At 60.3% G+C, this 18,437-nt stretch carries 17 protein-coding genes and 3 pseudogenes; 13 read left to right on the forward strand and 7 right to left on the reverse strand.

What is annotated here, in order from left to right; all coding sequences use genetic code 11:
- The 3 genes and pseudogenes from A6U98_RS13810 to A6U98_RS35870 all read right to left on the reverse strand — a co-directional run.
- Window positions 1–393: helix-turn-helix domain-containing protein (locus A6U98_RS13810; protein WP_156667849.1), on the reverse strand; the 393-nt coding region annotated here is incomplete at its 3' end.
- Between the two features lie 137 nt (window positions 394–530).
- Window positions 531–878, reverse strand: coding sequence for an NTP transferase domain-containing protein (locus A6U98_RS13815; RefSeq protein ID WP_348627435.1), 348 nt, complete (start codon window positions 876–878; stop codon window positions 531–533).
- Window positions 844–1,034, reverse strand: a pseudogene (locus A6U98_RS35870) (XdhC family protein); the annotation flags it as partial. The gene A6U98_RS13815 and the pseudogene A6U98_RS35870, both read right to left, overlap by 35 nt.
- Before the next feature lie 251 nt (window positions 1,035–1,285).
- On the opposite strand from A6U98_RS35870, the gene A6U98_RS13820 reads away from it, so the two are divergent.
- The 9 genes from A6U98_RS13820 to A6U98_RS13860 all read left to right on the forward strand — a co-directional run bounded on the left by A6U98_RS13820 (window position 1,286) and on the right by A6U98_RS13860 (window position 11,131).
- A complete protein-coding gene (locus tag A6U98_RS13820) occupies window positions 1,286–2,437 on the forward strand; it encodes a transporter substrate-binding domain-containing protein (protein ID WP_064650614.1) in 1,152 nt (383 codons plus the stop codon).
- A gap of 11 nt (window positions 2,438–2,448) precedes the next feature.
- A complete protein-coding gene (locus tag A6U98_RS13825; RefSeq protein WP_064650616.1) occupies window positions 2,449–3,057 on the forward strand; it encodes an ANTAR domain-containing protein in 609 nt (202 codons plus the stop codon).
- A 249-nt stretch (window positions 3,058–3,306) separates the two neighbouring features.
- Window positions 3,307–4,557, forward strand: coding sequence for a transporter substrate-binding domain-containing protein (locus tag A6U98_RS13830; RefSeq protein WP_064650618.1), 1,251 nt, complete (start codon window positions 3,307–3,309; stop codon window positions 4,555–4,557).
- Window positions 4,558–4,701: 144 nt separating this feature from the next.
- Window positions 4,702–5,595: an urea ABC transporter permease subunit UrtB gene (gene urtB / locus A6U98_RS13835; protein ID WP_064650621.1), complete on the forward strand. Its 894-nt coding sequence runs from the start codon at window positions 4,702–4,704 to the stop codon at window positions 5,593–5,595.
- Between the two features lies 1 nt (window position 5,596).
- Window positions 5,597–6,736 carry an urea ABC transporter permease subunit UrtC gene (gene urtC / locus A6U98_RS13840; RefSeq protein ID WP_064650623.1) on the forward strand — a complete coding sequence of 380 codons (1,140 nt, stop codon included), beginning with the start codon at window positions 5,597–5,599 and terminating at the stop codon, window positions 6,734–6,736.
- 1 nt (window position 6,737) lies between these two features.
- Window positions 6,738–7,487 carry an urea ABC transporter ATP-binding protein UrtD gene (urtD, locus tag A6U98_RS13845; RefSeq protein ID WP_018245270.1) on the forward strand — a complete coding sequence of 250 codons (750 nt, stop codon included), beginning with the start codon at window positions 6,738–6,740 and terminating at the stop codon, window positions 7,485–7,487.
- A complete protein-coding gene (urtE, locus tag A6U98_RS13850; protein WP_064650625.1) occupies window positions 7,487–8,182 on the forward strand; it encodes an urea ABC transporter ATP-binding subunit UrtE in 696 nt (231 codons plus the stop codon). The genes urtD and urtE overlap by 1 nt, the downstream gene beginning before the upstream one ends.
- Window positions 8,183–8,209: 27 nt before the next feature.
- Window positions 8,210–9,961 (forward strand): nitrilase-related carbon-nitrogen hydrolase, encoded by a 1,752-nt coding sequence (locus A6U98_RS13855; RefSeq protein WP_082933911.1) that lies wholly within the window; start codon window positions 8,210–8,212, stop codon window positions 9,959–9,961.
- 12 nt (window positions 9,962–9,973) lie between these two features.
- Window positions 9,974–11,131, forward strand: a complete 1,158-nt coding sequence (locus A6U98_RS13860; protein ID WP_064650629.1) for an iron-containing alcohol dehydrogenase — start codon at window positions 9,974–9,976, stop codon at window positions 11,129–11,131.
- A 79-nt stretch (window positions 11,132–11,210) separates the two neighbouring features.
- On the opposite strand, the gene A6U98_RS13865 is transcribed toward A6U98_RS13860, so the two are convergent.
- From A6U98_RS13865 to A6U98_RS13875, 4 genes and pseudogenes are all read right to left on the reverse strand, one after another.
- Window positions 11,211–12,464: an ATP-binding protein gene (locus A6U98_RS13865; protein WP_064650631.1), complete on the reverse strand. Its 1,254-nt coding sequence runs from the start codon at window positions 12,462–12,464 to the stop codon at window positions 11,211–11,213.
- A gap of 99 nt (window positions 12,465–12,563) precedes the next feature.
- Window positions 12,564–12,752 (reverse strand): annotated as a pseudogene (locus tag A6U98_RS13870) (IS30 family transposase); the annotation flags it as partial.
- A 121-nt stretch (window positions 12,753–12,873) separates the two neighbouring features.
- A pseudogene (locus A6U98_RS37655) lies at window positions 12,874–13,218 on the reverse strand (YkgJ family cysteine cluster protein).
- Between the two features lie 162 nt (window positions 13,219–13,380).
- On the reverse strand, window positions 13,381–14,388 hold the full coding sequence (locus A6U98_RS13875) for a nitroreductase family protein (RefSeq protein WP_064650635.1): 1,008 nt from the start codon (window positions 14,386–14,388) through the stop codon (window positions 13,381–13,383).
- A gap of 338 nt (window positions 14,389–14,726) precedes the next feature.
- On the opposite strand from A6U98_RS13875, the gene A6U98_RS13880 reads away from it, so the two are divergent.
- The 4 genes from A6U98_RS13880 to A6U98_RS13895 are packed head-to-tail and all read left to right on the forward strand — an operon-like array spanning window position 14,727 to window position 18,403.
- Window positions 14,727–15,497 (forward strand): aspartate/glutamate racemase family protein, encoded by a 771-nt coding sequence (locus A6U98_RS13880; protein ID WP_064650637.1) that lies wholly within the window; start codon window positions 14,727–14,729, stop codon window positions 15,495–15,497.
- 33 nt (window positions 15,498–15,530) lie between these two features.
- Entirely contained in the window at window positions 15,531–16,448 is a 918-nt protein-coding gene (locus A6U98_RS13885; protein WP_064650639.1) for an ABC transporter permease, read from the forward strand.
- Window positions 16,448–17,251, forward strand: coding sequence for an ABC transporter permease (locus tag A6U98_RS13890; protein ID WP_064650641.1), 804 nt, complete (start codon window positions 16,448–16,450; stop codon window positions 17,249–17,251). The genes A6U98_RS13885 and A6U98_RS13890 overlap by 1 nt, the downstream gene beginning before the upstream one ends.
- A 48-nt stretch (window positions 17,252–17,299) precedes the next feature.
- Window positions 17,300–18,403: an ABC transporter substrate-binding protein gene (locus A6U98_RS13895; RefSeq protein ID WP_018245696.1), complete on the forward strand. Its 1,104-nt coding sequence runs from the start codon at window positions 17,300–17,302 to the stop codon at window positions 18,401–18,403.
- Window positions 18,404–18,437 lie beyond the last annotated feature (34 nt).

Consider the following 18,437-nt stretch of genomic DNA (forward strand, 5'->3'; position numbering starts at 1 on the left):
GTCATGACCTTCGGAAGAGTACACATACTGGTAGATCGTTTCGTGGCACAGCCTTGCAGGCCCCTCAGAAATTCTCAGGCGCCCGGCAATCTGTTCGGGCGACCAGCCTTCCTTCAGTTGCTCGATGACGGCCGAGCACAGCAAAGGATCGCGCCGTAACTTGCGATAACTTCGACGACGCGCGCAAGCCATATCGTGCGCCGTCACATGCCAGTAACCCTCAGCTGCTGGAAACTCCCGGTCATGCCAGAAATTCCGGCGCAGCTCACGACAGATTGTTGAGCGGTCACGCCGAAGGCTGCGAGCAATCTCCGCCTGGCTGATCTTCTTCTCATGCATCCGTGCGATGACGCGACGTTCGTCCATACTCAACTGCACAAAAGAGCGGGCCATTCCATCCTCCTGAAACTATGGCCGTTATTCTCCTCGTTGCATTTGAAAATGGAATCTGCCCGGCTACACCAACTTTGTGGCATAACGTAGTTTATGGAACCACCAACTATTTCGCCGCCACCCGGCGAGTTAGTTCTTCATCCCGCCGCCGGCGGCCACGATATCGTCCGGCGTATCGACGTCGAGGCAAGCTGCATCGCTGACATCGACATCGAGCACGGGCAGATCGGACGTAGCAATGATGTCGGGCGCGCCGACAGCGCGGCTTCAATTTCGCTCCTGCGATGGCCGACTACAACAGTTACAGATGCTGCATTCGCACCGAGCGCGGTCAATGCTGACCGCCGCACGAGCGGTACGCCGTCGAACTCGGCCAGCAGCTTGTGTTTCCCGCCTTCACCCATCCGGCTTGCCTTGCCGGCAGCGAGAATGACGATCGCGACTGACGCCTTACGCATAGGCCACCAGTCTTGCCGCAGCGACATCAGCCAGAACCGACAGGCGAGCGAGCTTGCATCCCGCGTCGGGCCGAACATCCCGATGGGCGCCTTGATACGACCGACGTCGTCGCGTTTGAAACCCATGGCTGTCAGCCGCTCGACACGTCGACGATGCGTCCGGGTGCTGCCGAGCGCGCCAATGACGCTCTCACAGCTCAGTCTTTTCATGCGCTCCGATCCGCCCCACGCGCGTGTTAGCATCCAGTTTCAGTCGATAGCCAGACATTGCCGTTTCCGAAAACTGCGTAAACTTTTTGGACCCCCGCTCTATTGTCACCGGACTGACAAACTGACATCATGGATGGGCAGGCTCAAATGGGCCGCTGATATTCCATGAGCAGGGTAGCTCTCGACCGGAAACGGGCGGGAGCTTTTTTATTTTTGGGTGGGCAATGATGCAATCAGACAACTGGCGGGTCGGCGTGCTGTTTTCCGAAACGGGCGTGACCGGAGCGGTGGAAAAAACCCAAAAGGCGGCAACGTTGCTGGCGATCGACGAGATCAACGCGGCCGGCGGCGTGCTCGGCCGGGCGATCGAACCCGTCGCCTATGATCCGCAATCGACGCCCAATCTCTACAAGGAACTTGCAGTCAGGCTTTGCGACGAAGACCGGGTCCGGGTCGTATTCGGTTGCCATATGTCGAGCACCCGCAAAGCCGTCCTTCCCGTCATCGAGGCCCGTGACGCGTTGCTGTTTTATCCGACGCTGTACGAGGGGTTCGAATATTCCCGGCACTGCATCTATACGGGGGCAGCTCCCAACCAAAACTCCGTTCAGCTCGTCGACTTCCTGACCAGGCATTATGGAAAGCGGGTTTTCCTCGTGGGCTCGAACTACGTCTATCCTTATGAGTCCAACAGGACGATCAGCGACCTCTTTCTTCAGGTCGGCGGACAGGTGCTGGACGAGATGTATGTTCCCCTGAGCCTCAAAACCGAAGACGTCGCCAAAATCATCCGGCATATTCACGCGGCAAAGCCGGATGTCATCTATTCGACCATTGTCGGTGACGGTATCATCCCCTTCTACACAGCATTCAAGGAGGCCGGATTCGATGCGGCGACGATGCCGATCTCGAGCCAGTCGACCAGCGAGGCCGACGTGATCCGCATGCGGCCGGAGGTGGCCGCAGGGCACATTACCGCTGCCCCCTTCTTTGCGTCTCTGGATACGCCGCGCGCCCGCGCCTTTGTCTCCGCTTACGAAAGGCGCTACGGCCTGCAGATGCCGCCCACAGCGCCAGCCGAAGCCGCCTACTTCCAGGTTTATCTCTATGCGGCGGCTTTGCAGCACGCCGGCAGCGACAGGCTCGAGGAGCTTCTCCCTGCTCTTTCTGAAGTCGAGTACGATGCACCGCAGGGGGCAGTTAAGATCGACCGGATGACGAACCACACGCATCTGTGGCCGAGAGTGGCAAGGGTGAATGCGCAGGGCAGCTACGACATCGTCTACGATCCGTCGCTCCGGGTCGCGCCCGATCCGTTCATGCGCGAATATCGCCCGGACTTCACGCAGTCTTCCCCGCATAGCGTCCAGGTTTGAGAGGGAGCGAGATGTCATTCGCCCTTCTCAGGGATCTGCGGGATCTCAAAGTTGTGGTCATCCACCCCCGGACATCCGAGGGAGATTTTCTCGTGGATCATCTGCGCCGTATCGGTTGCATGGTCAATTGTCTCTGGCCGGTACCAGCCGAATTGCCGCATGGCACGGATGTCGTCTTCCTTGCCATGGAAGACGAAGCGAGACCGGAAATCGAGCGCCTGCTGAAATCCTTTCCCAACCCGGCACCGGCCATGCTTGCCATTGTCGGTTACGAAAACCCCTCGACGTTGCAGATCGTGCTGGAAAGCGGCGCGCTTGCCATCGTCGAAAGACCGATCAAACCCTTCGGCCTCCTGACCAATCTGGCCATCGCCCGCAACCTGTGGCTCGAACGCCAGAAGCTCGTCAAGGAGGCACGCAAGTACAAGCGCAAGGTTCTGGGTGACCAGAAACTGGCACGGGCAAAAGCGATTCTGATGGCCAACCGCGGCACCAGCGAGACCGAGGCCTACCGCGAAATACGCGAGCAGGCGATGGCCCGGCGCGTGCCCATCGATGAAATCGCCAATTCGATTATCAGCGCCGAACAGCTCTTGCGCCCCGCCCAGAAACATGATTAGTTTTTCATGTGTTTCGAACGAAACGCCTCCGGTACATCCCTTCGCTTGACGAAGCCATGTGCCGCTGTTGCACACGGCGCAGCCGTGATGCGGTGATGGCAAGGGTGCCCGCAGGCTGTGACAAGCCTCGCGGGTTTTTTGTTGTCTGCTGACAGTGACGTCAGTTCTCTACCCATTTCCGGCATGAATGCCTCGCCGTTCGGCGGGCCGTGCCGACGTGCGCGCCAATCAAAAAAAAGGGGAACCAAGATGGTGTTCAACAGACGTGAATTTCTGAAAACCGCAGTCACCGCTTCTGCCGCGCTCGCCCTGCCGGCTCTGGGCGGCCGCGCCTTCGCAGCCGATCCTATCAAGGTCGGCGCGCTCTATTCGCAAACGGGCGGGCTTTCGGTTGCCGAAAAGCTTCTGGCAAACGGCGTCATGATGGCCGTTGCCGAAATCAACGCGGCCGGCGGCGTTCTCGGCCGCCCGGTCGAGGTGGTCGTCGAAGACGGGGCATCCGATCCGAAGACCTTCAGCGAGAAAGCTTCGAAACTGATCCTCAAGGACAAGATCTCCACCGTGTTCGGCTGCCATACCTCGGCCAGCCGCAAGGCCGTGCTGCCGATCTTCGAGCGACGTGGCGCGATGTTGTTCTACCAGACACATTACGAAGGCTTCGAGTGCTCGCGCAACGTCGTCTATTCCGGTGCCGTACCGAACCAGCAGCTCTCCAACTACATCCCCTGGATCGTCGAGAAACTGGGCAAGAAGAAATTCTTCATCGTCGGCTCGAACTATGTCTATCCGCGCGAGATGGCCAAGGTTTCCAAGAAGCTGATCGAGGCAGCAGGCGCCGAATGGGTGGCGGACGAATATCTGGAGCTTGGCCATTCGGAATGGGCCGTCATGGTCAGCAAGATCAAGGAATCGGGCGCCGACGTGGTCCTGTCCAACGTGGTCGGCGACTCCATCATCGCCTTCTATCGTGAGTTCAAGAACCAGGGGCTCTCGCAGGAGGTTCTGCCGATCTGCGCGACGGTCACCTCCGAAATCGAAATCGCGGCGATGGGCGCCGAATATGCGGCCGGAAGCTATACCTCCTTCCCCTATTTCATGTCGATCGACACACCGGCAAACAAGAGCTTCATCGACCGCTTCAGGACGTTCGTCAACGATCCAAAAGCCGTTACTTACCATTCACTCGAAGCCGCCTATTTCCAGGTCTTCCTGTGGAAGCAGGCCGTCGAAAAATCCGGAGATCTTTCTGCGGAGGCGATCAGGGCCGGCATTCGCGGCCAAACCTACGAAGCACCCGGCGGCAAGGTGACCACCGATCCCGATAACCTGCATTGCTGGCTGACGCCGCGCATCGGGCAATGGCAGGCGGACGGCCAGAGCAAGGTGGTGAACGCCTACCCGGCGCCGATCAAGCCCCTGCCCTATTCGGCCTATGGCGAGACGGAGAGCAATCTATTCTGCACCAGCAACGGTCTCGACGCCGCAAAGCTCAAGGGCTGACCCCTTCCCCGCGACGTCCCGCCATCCATGGATGGCGGGATCATCTCTCGGTAAGGCCGGCCTCCCCTCTTCTTCCGCAAGCTGCCATCCGGATGGGCAAGGCGCAGGAGAGTTCGGCCCGCCCTTCTCACGAACGGTGGCGTTATGCTCGACATTCTCTTTATCGGCCTCAGTCTCGCCTCGATCCTTCTTTTGGTCGCGCTTGGCCTTGCCATCACATACGGCGCCATGGGCGTCATCAACATGGCCCATGGCGAGATGGTCATGATCGGCGCCTATGTCGCCGTCCTTTCCGGCATCTGGCTAAAAGCAAGCCTTCTCTTCGCGATCCCTCTGGCCTTCGTCGTGACGGCGCTGCTCGGCCTGCTGATCGAGCGGGTGGTCGTCCGACGGCTCTACGGCCGTCTGCTGGACACGCTTCTCGCCACCTGGGGAATAGCCATCCTTTTGCAGCAGGCCGTGCGGCTCGAGTTCGGCCTGTCCTTTTTCGACATGCACGTCGAAGGCCTGGGGGCCGGCCTGCAGAACGTCGCCGTGCCTGTCTACCTGCAGGGCACGTTCAGGCTCGCCGGCGCTGATATCAACGCCTACCGCGCCTTCATCATCGCCGTTGCCGCCGCGCTGACACTGGCGACATGGTTCATCCTCTACCGGACGGCGGCCGGCATGCAGGTCCGCGCCATCATCCGGAACCCGAAAATGGCCGCCGCCTGCGGCATCGACGTGAAACGCGTCAACGCCATGACCTTCGCGTTCGGGTCGGGCCTTGCCGGCGTCGCCGGCGTCATGATGTCCGGCTTCAAGACCGTCTTTCCCGACATGGGCACGACGATGGTCGTCGACGGCTTCATGGTCGTCGTGACCGGCGGGGTCGGCAGCCTTTTCGGCACCATCCTCTCCTCAGGCCTGCTCGGCGAGATCAATGCCCTGGTGGCAATCGGTACGAACGACATCCTGGCGCGTGCCGTCGTGTTCGGCGTCGTCATCCTCGTCATTCTCGTCAAGCCCAGCGGGCTGTTCTCGTTCAAGGGACGCTGATATGAGCATTGAACGGAAATTCCAGATCGCGGCTTATGTGCTTTTCATCGCGGTGATCTTCACAGCCCCCGTTTTCGGCGACGAATTCTGGCTGAATCGCATTTCGAAATACCTGGTCTACGGCATGCTGGGCGTCGCCATCGCGCTTACATGGGGATATGCGGGCGTTCTCAATCTCGGCCAGGGACTGTTTTTCGGCCTGGGCGCCTACATGCTGGCCATGTCGTTGAAGCTGTCGAGCCTGACCAGTCTCCAACAGGGTTCCGACAAGCCGGTTCCGGATTTCATGCTCTGGAATGCCGAGCCCGGCGCCCCGACGGAGCTTTGCTGCATCAACAAGGGCTCCTTCCTCTGGCTTCCCTTTCAAAGCCAGTCGGTGGGTCTTGTGCTCGGCATCGCGCTTCCGGTGGTGATTGCCGGCGCACTCGGCATGCTGGTTTTCCGCAAGCGCATTTCCGGCGTCTTCGTCTCGATCATCACGCTGGCGCTCGTTCTGCTCGTCCGCCTCGTCATGGTCGATGCGCAGCCGGTGACGAACGGCTTCAACGGCCTGACCGATCTCGGCTGGCTCACGATCGGCGGCGTCGAATTCGATCCCTACAGCCGGTCGACCTATTATCTGTGCGCTGTATGCCTGTCGCTGACACTCATCGGTGCGCGTCTTATTGTGGAAACCCGAGCGGGCATGATCCTGCAGGCGATCCGCGATGACCAGGTGCGCGCCCGGTATCTTGGCTTCGACGTCTCGCTCTACCAGGTGTTCTTCTTTGTCATTTCGGCAGGGATCGCCGGCGTTGCCGGCATGCTCTACGTCGTCGTCGCGGAGTTCGCCTCTCCGACCTTCATGGATCTGTCCTTCTCCGTGACGATGGTCGTCTGGGCTGCCGTCGGCGGCCGCTCGTCCCTGCTTGGCGCCTGCATCGGTGCAATTCTGATCAACATGATCGAGGCGGAGGTCAGCGAGACCGAGGCGCTGGTCGAGGCGTGGAAAGCGATCATCGGTCTGATCTTCGTGCTGGTCGTTCTATTCATGCCGCGCGGCCTTGGCGGCGTCGCGCATGACGTGCTGCGGTGGTTCGTCCGCCGGCGTAAACCAGCTGAGGCCCTTCCGGCCTTGCCGCGGCAAAGCGAGGCATTGTGACATGAGCGCCATTGCATTGACCATCGACGGTCTCGGTGTCGATTTCGGCGGTTTCCGCGCCGTCAACAATGTCAGCATCACCGTCTTCGACGGCGAGCTGCGTGTGCTGCTTGGCGCAAACGGCGCCGGTAAGACGACCTTGATGGATCTGGTGAGCGGCAAGACGCGCAGCACGCAGGGCAGGGTCTTCGTCTACGACACCGACATCACCAACTGGCCCGAACACCGCATCGCACGCGCCGGCATAGGCCGGAAATTCCAGATCCCCAGCGTCTTTCGGGACCTTACGGTGCGACAGAATCTGGAGGTCGCCAATTGCCGCAATCCTTCGGTGCTCGCCAATCTTCGGTTCGGCTTTTCGCGCGCAGAGGCGAACCGCGTCGACGACGTCATTGCCCTCATCGGCCTCGATGCCGAACACGATGTGATGGCCGCCTATCTCAGCCATGGCCAGACGCAGTGGCTGGAGCTCGGCATGCTCATCGTCCAGGATCCCAAGGTGGTTCTGCTTGACGAGCCGACAGCCGGGATGACCCAGGCCGAAACCCGCAAGACCGCCGAGATCATCAATAATCTCAAAGGTCGCCATACGATCCTCGTCGTCGAACACGACATGGGGTTTGTCCGCGAGATCGCCGAACGCATCACCGTTCTCCATCTCGGAGAGGTTCTGGCGGAGGGAAGCGTCGAAGATATCGAACGCAATCCGAAAGTCCGTGAAGCCTATCTCGGTTCGAAAGGAATTTCCTGATGCTGTCGTTGAAAGACGTGCACGGCTATTACGGCCGCAGCCATATCCTGCACGGTGTCACCCTCGATGTTCCGGCCGGCAAGGTGACGAGCATCCTCGGCCGCAACGGCACCGGCAAGACGACGCTGTTGAAAACGCTGATGGCATTGACCGACCGCATGACGGGCGAGATGCGTCTGCAGGGAAAGGACATGGCTGGATCCCCAACCCATGAAAGGGCAAGGGCCGGCATCGCCTACGTCCCCCAGGGCAGGGAGATCATTCCCGATTTTACCATCCGCGAAAACATTCTGATGGGCGCCTTTGCCCGTACCGATGGCAAACGCGAGATTCCAGCGCTGGTGCCAGAGCTTTTTCCATACCTGATGGCCAATCTCGATCGGCCTGGCGGCGTGCTTTCGGGCGGCCAGCAGCAGCAACTCGCCATCGCCCGCGCGCTGGCCGCCGATCCGAAAGTGCTGCTTCTCGATGAACCTAATGAAGGCATCCAGCCCTCTATCGTCGAGGAGATTGAAAAGATCATCATCCGGCTCAATCGCGAAATCGGTATGACGATCATCCTCGTCGAGCAAAACGTCGCATTTGCGCGGCACGCGTCTCACCGGTTCGCGATGCTTGAGAAGGGGCGCGTGGTCGCTGCCGGCGCCATCGATGCTCTCTCCGACGCGCTTGTTCATCGGCATATGGCTGTCTGAAACAGCCGGCTACCCTCCATAAAGACAATGGGAACGACAATGACATCGACACAAAACTACACCGCCGCCACCATCCAATTCGAACCCACCATGTTCGAAAAGGCGCGCAATATCAGCCGGCTGGCAGCCCTTTGCGAGGAGGCAGCGGAGGCAGGTGCGCGCCTGATCGTCACTCCCGAAATGGGCACAACCGGCTATTGCTGGTTCGACAGGGCGGAAGTGAAACCTTTCGTCGAGACTATCCCCGGACCGACCACGGATGTATTCCAGGCCATTGCCAGCAAACACCGCTGCTATATCGTCGTCGGCATGCCGGAAGTCGACCCGGCGAGCGAACTCTACTACAATACCGCCGTGTTGATCGGCCCTAAGGGCGTCGTTGGCCGGCATCGCAAATCGCATCCCTATATCGCGGAACCGAAATGGGCTGCCAACGGTGACATCGTCCACGAGGTATTCGAAACGGAGATCGGCCGGATCTCGATGCTGGTCTGCATGGATCTGCACTTCTTCGAGACGGCGCGTCTGGAGGCTCTCGCCGGTGCCGACATCATCTGCCATATCTCCAACTGGCTGCAGGAGCGCACGCCGGCACCTTACTGGATCAATCGCGCCTTCGAAAACGCCTGCTATGTCATCGAAAGCAACCGTTGGGGACTAGAGAGAACCGTGCAGTTTTCCGGCGGAAGCTGCGTGATCGATCCCGACGGCACGGTCGCCGCATCCATCGATACGGGCGACGGGATCGCCTTTGGCACTATCGATCTCGCTCTTGCCCGCCGCCGCGAGGTCCTGTGCGAACCGGTGTTTGAGTCCCGCCGGCCCGAACTCTACATGAACATGATGACCAACAGCTTCACCTGGAACCCGGGCGACTACTTCCGTCTCTATGGCTACCAGCCGATCCCGCGCGGACGCGCATCGCGTGCCGCCGTCGCCCAGTTCGCCCCCTCCTCCGTCGTCGCCGACAATCTCGCCCGCATCGCCGATCTGGCAGCCCAGGCGAAGGCGACGACGGCGCCGGACATTCTGGTTTTCCCGGAACTATCGCTGACCGGACTGGAGGCCCCGCAAAGCCGGGCGGAGCCGCTCTCGGGCCCGACGGTATCGGCCTTTGTTCGTCTGGCGATGAAGCTCGGTTTCTATCTTGTCGCCGGATTTGCCGAGGCGGATGGAGACAAGGTTTATAACAGTGCGGTTCTCGCTGGCCCCGAGGGGCTTGTGGGAAGCTACCGCAAAACGCATCTCGGCATTTCCGACAGCTGGGCGACGGCCGGCGACGAATGGAAAGTCTACGATCTGGCGATCGGCCGCGTCGGTCTGGCAATCGGCCACGACGCGCTCTATCCGGAAGCCATCCGTTCGCTCGCGCTGTTGGGATGCGACCTGGTCGCTTGCCCATCAGCCATAGCTGGCACTTTCACCGGCAGCCACAACGGCACGAAAATTCCGCATAACTATCCGATCCCCAAGGGCGCCGATCCCTACCACTGGCATGCGTTGCGCGTGCGCGGCGGCGAGAACAACGTCTATTTCGCCTTCGCCAATGTCCTGGATGCGGCGCGGGGATACCTGGGCAAGAGTGCGGTGTTCGGGCCGGATTCCTTTGCCTTTCCGCGCCAGGAATCGGCAATCCTGGATGAGGACGGGATTGCCGCGGCAACCGTCGACACCACCAATCTGGAAACGCCGTATCCGACGAACATCGTCCGGCGAAAAGATCTTGTCGTCATGCGCCAGCCGCATCACTATCAGCCGCTCGTCAAATGGCACCAGTGAGAGACCGGCAAGATGTCCACATTCACATTCGCGACCGTCCCGCAGATCATCGCGGGACCGGGTTGTGTCGCGAGGCTTTCGGAGCTGACGACAACCCGGCTTGGACCGCGCGTCATGGTGATTTCGGACGAAGGGGTCGTCAAAGCAGGGCTCGTTCAGCCGGCACTGGCAAGCCTTGCCGACGGCGGCGCTGATATATCGATCTTCAGCGGCGTTGTCGCCGATCCGCCGGACGCCATCATTCATGCGGCGGTGGCGCAGGCGATCGGTTTCGGCGCCACGGGTGTACTTGGCATCGGCGGCGGCTCGTCGCTCGATGTCGCAAAACTTGTGGCTCTGCTCTGTAAAAGCGGCGATGCACTCGATGATATCTATGGAGTGGGCAAAGTCCGCGGGCAGCGCTTGCCGCTGGTGCTTGTGCCCACAACGGCAGGCACCGGCTCCGAAGTCACACCGATTTCCATCGTCACCACGGGCGCATACGAGAAAAAAGGCGTCGTATCGCCGGTCCTACTGCCGGATGCGGCGCTTCTCGACGCGGAGTTGACCCTCGGCCTTCCTCCAGCCGTGACGGCTGCAACGGGGATTGACGCCATGGTGCACGCCATCGAGGCTTTCACCTCCGCGAGTGCAAACAACAATCCGGTTTCCCGTGCCCTTGCCAAGGAGGCCCTTCGGCTTCTCGGGGCGAATTTAGAGATAGCAGTGATGAGAGGAACCGATCTGGCCGCCCGGCAGGCGATGCTGCTCGGCGCGATGCTGGCCGGCCAGGCCTTTGCCAATTCGCCGGTCGCCGCCGTCCATGCTCTCGCCTACCCGATCGGTGGCCGCTATCACCTTCCGCACGGCCTTTCCAACAGCCTGGTCCTGCCGCACGTGCTGCGCTTCAATGCGACGGTGTGTGGCGATGCCTATGCTGAACTGGCGCCGTGCCTCTTTCCTCATCTCGAGCCTGCCGGTCAGGCCGAGCGACTTTCCGGTTTTATCGAAGGACTGGCATTGCTGCCTGTACGCCTGAACCTGCCCGTACGCCTACGCGATGTTGGAATTCCCAAAGACGGGCTTCCTCTGCTAGTTGAAAGTGCGATGGAACAGACCCGCTTGCTGGTCAACAATCCGCGCAAGGTGTCGCAGTTGGATGCCGCGAGCATCTACGACGTCGCTTGGTAACAAGGTGCCTAACGTGAGGATACGGAGCCGATCTGGTCGCGCGCACGCGCGGCATGGTGCTCAGCGACTTCCATGGTTTTTACATTGACCAGAGAATTGAGAGGGGGGCTGCGTGCAACTTCTCTCCGAACGGGGTCACGCGATCATGATCGTGAAGCACCAGGCCACGGATAAAGCGCTCCCCAACGGCGTCCTGTAATTGCCTCAATCCTTTGAAGTCGTCCGATTTGACCGTGGCTGATGCTTTCACTTCAATTCCGACGATCCGCCCGCGACGGTCCTCGATCACCACGTCCACCTCGTCCTGATCCTTGGTCCGGTAGTGCGAGAAGGTTAGGCGCCGCTCCGACCAGGACGCAAGTTTCAGAAGCTCGGAAACCACGAAGCTTTCCAGAAGTGCTCCAAACCTGGTTCTGTCGCGTCGCAGAGTTTCCAGATCGTCTTGCCGTAGGCTTGCAAGGAGGCCGGTATCGATAAAGTGAAGCTTTGGGGTTTTCACGAGCCGGCTGAGGCGGTTGTTCGACCACGGCGCGATAGTCCGCACCAGAAAGAGCCGCTCAAGGATTGCCACATATTTCTGGGCCGTCACGCTCGACAATCCGAGCGCCGATCCGAAGCTGCTGTGGTTCACCAATTGCCCAGTATGTTCAGCAAGAACGTCAAGCAATCGCGGCAGCCGGTCAAGTTGGTCGATGTTGGCGATATCGCGCACGTCACGATCGAGAATGAGAGACACGTAGTCCTCAAGCCACGCCGTCCGGCGCGCCGGTGTCGATCGGCGTAGAACTTCCGGATAGCCACCCTTCAAGACGACATTCGTTAAATCATCACCAAACACGGCCCCTTCACTGATCGTCGGCTCATCGCCAGCAAATAAGCCATCAAGCAACCGCCCAGGCGTCGAGAGGATTTCGGATTGTGCGAATGGCAGCAGCGAAACGACCGCCATTCGTCCCGCCAGGGAATCGGCAATAGCTGGCACCGTTGCAAGGTTGGCAGATCCAGTCAGCAAGAACCGGCCGGGCTTTTCGTCACGATCCACACTCTCCTTGATGGCGAGCATCAGATCAGGGGCACGTTGGACTTCGTCTATGACAGCGCGGTCGATACCACGAATGAAGCCGGTCGGATCGGACTTCGCGGCGTTCAGCGTACCAGCGTCGTCCAGCGTTATGTACGGACGATTGCCATCGGCAAACTGGCGTGCGAGCGTCGTCTTCCCCGCTTGACGCGGGCCCGATATGAGAACGACGCGTGTGTCGGCCAGCGCGGTTTCGACAATGGGCCGGGCTTTTCTTTCGATGTAGGATTTTGACACAGGATCGGGTTTCATACGACCATTCTTAATTCACATTCCGTCCAATTTAAAGTCGAAAGGCGGCCAATTTTAATTTTCATGCCCCGCACCACTGAAGGGCTATGCCGGCATGCGGTTCTTGATCATCACGGTATAGCGGCTCTTGCGCTCGACGAGCGAGGTGACGTTGGTCTCTCCGAGTTCACGCCGGAAGATCAGGAGATCGCCCTCCCAATGCCCGAAGTGTGATCGATCATCAATAAAATCAGGGCGGTGGGAGATTCCGCAGTCAAGCGGGATCAAGCCGTCGCGTGACTTGCGTGCGCCGCTGCGCCGAAGGTTGGGGTGTTGTCGCGGGTGGACCGCCACAGTCGGTTTTAATGTGCAGCGCCTAGCGCGCAATCGTGGTCATAGCCAACATTGGCGCGGGGACCGCGCACTCATCTCAATTGATTGGCAAATGCGCAGCGATGTGACCGGCCGGCAAACTTGGCTGACCGATCCCGAAGAACGCGCGCGCGGTCAAGCAATCGCCATCCCCTGGGACGCAGGCGCGGCAGCCGTCAGGCCGAAGATCATACACTTGACAGGATGTCTCTGACCCGACGCGACCGACCAGTGCGGAGCAACGCGCACCGTCGCAACGCATTCCCTGCTGGTTCGCGGCTACGAAGTGCGCCGGCAGCAAATCGAGAGCAGCATCTGTCTCGGTGGAAAATCTGGGCTAATTCGACGAAAAGGAGCAGCAGGCTCCGCAGCTTCGGCAATCGAAATCGATCAGTGATGTCACGACCCGCTCCTACCACACAGCCTGCCAATGATAAAGCTGCCGGCTAACCGCTTCTCTTGGAGCGATCGCATCCATCTTCATCAGGCTCCTCGTTCTGACGCCGGGCCTCAAGGCGATCTTGCCGAGGGTGTCGAGCGCTGCCGATCGCTCTACGATTGAGGCTTACCGGAGCGGTGGTTCGTGCGTCAGGACCATGTCGATCGGCTTTCGGGCCGAGACCGGCACGCGAAAATCCTCGCGCATCTCACCAAAACCGATCAGCGTGATGATGATTTCGTTGTCGGGGATGCCGACGCAGGTCCGCATCTTGATATCCTGCTCGCGCGCCGCACTCCAGTTCAGCATGCAGGCGCCCAGTCCCTCCGCGTGGAGGCCAAGCGCCAGCGTCATGGCGAACATGCCGCCGTCCACCCATCCCTGGTTTCGTTCGCCGACCGTATTCCAGTGCGACAGGTCGACTGTCACGACGAATACACCGCCGAGCTGCTCGCCGAAGCCGCGATTGCCGTCGTGATGGGAAAGAACGCGGGCGATCGACGGCTTCTCGGTGAAGGCGTAGACACGGCATGTCTGTCGGTTGCAGCTCGAAGGCGATTGCTGGGCTGCACGGATGGCTCTTTCGATCTTCTCGAACGCGACTGTCCTGTTGCTGTCATACTGGCGCACGCTGTGGCGTGCCTCCATGAAGGAGACAAAATCCATCCGCGCATGCCTGACGATCTCGGCTGCACCGACCGCCTCGCTGCCGCCGGGCCGGATATTGTGCCCGGCGCCGGCAACGACGAGCAGATCGTCCAGCAGTGCCTGTGCCTCGCTGACATCGCCCTGCTCCGCATTGAAGGCGACATAGGCCGAGAGCACGGAAAGGCCGATATCGGCCGAAGCATCGCGGCCATCCTGCTCGATATAGCGGCGCGTCTCTGCCGCCAGCAGCCGCACCTTGTCCATGCCGAAGCCGTTGCGCGGATTGGACAGGGACATTCCGTATTCCAACATATGCGCCAGGAGGTGGATATGCGCCCGCCGGTTTTCGCGCGACTGTGCGCCATCGATGAAGGAGGCGCGGCGGAAACGGCGATAGTCATAGGCGAAATTCGAAAACAGGCGCCACGCCGTTCTGGCGCGGTTCTGGAAGGATGATGCGGAAGGCGCGGCTTTGGCCGAAGGCATGGCACGATTCCCCGGTGATGAGCAGGCGGTCTTGAACCTGCCGTCGTCGATGCAGGGTTATCCGTCTGCTCGGCCTCGTCAAACCCCCTGATGGCGGCAGGTTTTCACGCTGGAATGCAATGCTTCTGGAATTGGTCTGTCGAGAAGTATCTGTTTTAAAATCGCTTTTTCTATAGCACCCTATCCGTTCGAATAGGTTCTCCACCATCCGTACCGGTCGATGACCCATCCGAATCACATCCGCACCTACTCATTTCAGAACTTCCAAGCCGGGGCGGACTGCGGCACCGTAAGCCCATGAATTGCCCAGAGCGAATTGTGCATCAAGGAGGCCGGCCGTGCAGGATAGCGTCGTAGAAATTCGCGTGGTGTCACCGATCGTCACCAAGGGATTTCGCAAAGTCGCCGATCTCCGGGCATTGGAGTATCCCGGCATCAAGGTCAGCCACTCGCAGATTACGGCCGGACCGGGATCGATCGAGAGCGAGTTCGAGGCTGCCCTCTCGGTGCCCGGAACGATCGCCGAAGCGATCAAGGCACAGAATGAAGGTGTCCATGCCGTCATCATCGACTGCATGGGCGATCCGGGGCTCAGGCCGTCGCGGGAAGCCGTGACAATCCCGGTGCTCGGACCCTGCGAGACCGGCATGCACCTTGCGGCAATGCTCGGCCATCGATTTTCCGTCCTCACCGTCATGCGCCGGCTGCGCGCATCTTTCGAAAACACCGCGGCAGTCGCCGGCCTTTCGACCAAGCTCGCCTCGGTGCGTAGCGTCGATATTCCCGTTCTGGAATTGGAGGAAGATCTCGACCGGACCAAGACGATGCTGATCAAGGAAGGCATCCGGGCGGTTGAGGAAGATGGCGCCGAGGCGCTCGTCTTCGGCTGCACCGGCCTGATGGGCTGCGCCTTCGCTTTGCGCGAGGGACTTCTGGCGCACGGGATCGATGTGCCTGTCATCGATCCCATTCCGGCCGCTGTTTCCGTTGCTGCCGCGCTGGTGCGTTCGAACCTTGCCCACAGCAAGCTGACCTTCCCACAGCCGCCCAAAAAACAGTTGCTCGGCTACGACTATATTCATCTGCCCATGCCGCTTGCGGCTGAATGAGAGAACGCTGGACGTTCCATTGAGAGGACAGAGATGGCGATTGCGCAAACGGACACCATGACACAAACGGAAAAGCGGAAAGGATCGACCACCGCCCTCCAGGATTTCCGCCTGTGGTGGCTGGTCATCCCGGCGTTCCTCGTCTTCCTTGTCTTCTTCGTGATCCCGACCGCATCACTGTTCGGGCTGGCCTTCAACAAGTCCGTCGCCGGCGTCATCGCCCTCAACAGCCAGATCACCTTCGACAATTTCGTCCGTATCTTCACACGGGCGAGCTATTATGAATCGATCCTGCGCTCGATCTGGATTTCCGCCATCGTCGGTGCCGCTTGCCTGTTCTTCGGCTATCCCCTCGCCTACGTTATCGCAAAGACGGTGAAGCCGCGCCGCGCCACGCTGTTGATGATCCTCGTGCTCTCCTCCATGCAGCTCGACATGGTCATCCGCATGTACGGACTGATGGTGCTGCTCGGCGATAACGGCCTCATCAACGGATTTCTCCTCAGGGTCGGGGCGATAACAGCGCCGCTGCCGCTGATGTATAATGTCTTCGGCGTCATCGTCGGGTTGGTGCAGATCACCCTACCGTTCATGGTGCTGTCGCTGATCGGCATCATCAAGGCGATCCATCCCTCGCTCGAAGAGGCAGCCCGCAGCCTCGGCGCCTCGCGCTGGCACGCCTTCGTCACCATCGTGCTGCCGCTCTCCATGCCCGGAATCCTGGCCGGCACACTTCTGGTCTTTGCGCTTTCGATCAGCTCCTACGTCGTTCCCGCTTTGATGGGTGGCTGGAAGGTGATGGTGCTGCCCATCCATATCTATCAGCAGATCGCCGAGGTCGGGCGCTGGCAGTTTGGCGCCGCCATCGCCGTAGTGCTCTTCGTGACGAGCATCGCAGCCGTTGCAGTCTACCACCAGGCGGCGGTCAGAACCTCGGGAGGGCGCACCTGATGCGTGAAGAATCCGCCATCCCCTTTGCCTTCAAGGTCATCTCGCTGCTGTCGCTGGCGATCCTCCTGGTGCCTGTCTTTATCGTGGTGCTTGCCGGCCTCAACTCGGGCGACTACCTGACCTTTCCGCCGGAGGGCCTGTCGCTGCGCTGGATACAGGCGTTCCTGACTTCGCCGGTCTTCCTCTCGGCCTACGGCGTCAGCTTCATGATCGCACTGGTGTCGACGCTGATCTCGACCGTGATCGGCACCATGGCAGCGATCTATCTGACACGCTCACAGAGCCGCGTTTCCAGCATCTTGCGCGGCTTCTTCATGCTGCCGATCGTGTTGCCCGGTGTGGTGCTGGGACTTGCCCTCTATGTCTTCTACGTGACCACGGGCATCGGCCTTGCCCGCACCATGCCGGGGCTGATTATCGGCCACGTGATCGTCACCTGCCCCTTCGTCATAGCGACGGTGACGGCGGCACTGGTCGGCTTCGACCGCTCGCTGGAAGAGGCCGCCCGCAGCCTTGGCGCCTCGCCTTTCACCGCGTTCCGGTTGGTGACGCTGAAGATCATCGGGCCGGCAATTTCGGCGGGCACGATCTTCGCCTTCATCGTTTCGTTCGGCCAGTTCGAAGTCACGCTGTTCCTGTCGACGCCGAACCTGCAGACGCTTCCGATCGCGATGTATGTCTCGATGCGCTACCAGTTCGAGCCGACGGCTGCCGCCGCGGGCATCTTCGCTATCGCGCTCGTCATTGTCTCCACCGTGCTGACCTCCAGACTCGTCAACCTGAAACGCACCTTCGGGGGATGAATACCGCCACGCCTTCACATCAACGATAGAGCAAAAAAGGGGAACTTCATGACTGAGAAAACGACAGGGCATACCCGCCGCACGATCCTGAAGATGGGCGTCGCTGCCACCACGCTGCCCCTGTTCAACATCAATCACGCCTGGTCGCAGGATGTCGCCTTCGACGGCAAGGTCTTTGATGCCGGCGGCGCGGTGCTGCGCGTCGGCGAATGGGGCGGTCCCTGGGGCGAACTGGTCAATAAATACCTGCTGACCGACTTCCAGAAGGAGTTCAACTGCAAGATCGAATACGACTCGACCTGGCCTTGGTTCCCGAAATTCGTCGCAGGCGGCGCCGAGAAGCCGCCGCTCGACATTACCAACTGGAACTTGCCGGAGATGTTCAAGACGGCAAAGGCCGGCGATTTCTTCCTGAAGCTCGACGAACTGCTGCCGAACGTGCCGAACGCCAAGAACCTGTGGCCCTTCGCCACCGCCAATGGCGTCGGCGTCACCTGGGCCTTCAACCAATATGGTTATGCCTACCGCACCGATCTGGTTTCGCCGCCGCCCTCGTCGTTCAAGGATCTCTGGAAGCCGGAATTCGCCGGCAAACGCGGCACCTACATCACGTCAAACACGCTGCAGATGGATTTCTTCCTCGTCGCCTGCGGCATCTTCGGCAAGGATCAGTATGATCTCGATGCCGGCTACGAGGCGATGAAGGCGCTGATGCCCGCCAAGATCTCCGATTTCACCGGCAACATGCAGACGCTGATGGACCGCGGCGAAGTGGTGGTCGCCGTGCTCGACGATGCCGAGCCGATGCAGGCCCGCGACAAGGGCGCGCCCTTCGCCTTCTGGTACTGGACTGAACAGCAGCCGATCCTGACGCAGACCTATACGATCAGCCGTTATGCCGAGCCGGTGCAGAAGAAGCTCGCTTTTGCGCTTCTCGACCGCGCCCTCGATCCGACCTTCATCGGCAATATGGGCAAGGAATTCTACCTGCGTCCGACAGTCAGCAACGCGGTCCTGCCCGACAATCTCGCCAAGGCCGGCGTCGTCAACAGCGCCGACGCCATCAAGGGCTTCTGGGTGCCGGACTGGAATTCCTATCTCGAAAACGAAGACGACATCGTCGAAACGGTCAACGGCATCTTCGCCAGCTGATGCCACGGCAACGGGCGGCTTCCACGCCGCCCGC

The organism is Rhizobium sp. WYCCWR10014 (assembly GCF_001657485.1).
Lineage (GTDB): Bacteria > Pseudomonadota > Alphaproteobacteria > Rhizobiales > Rhizobiaceae > Rhizobium.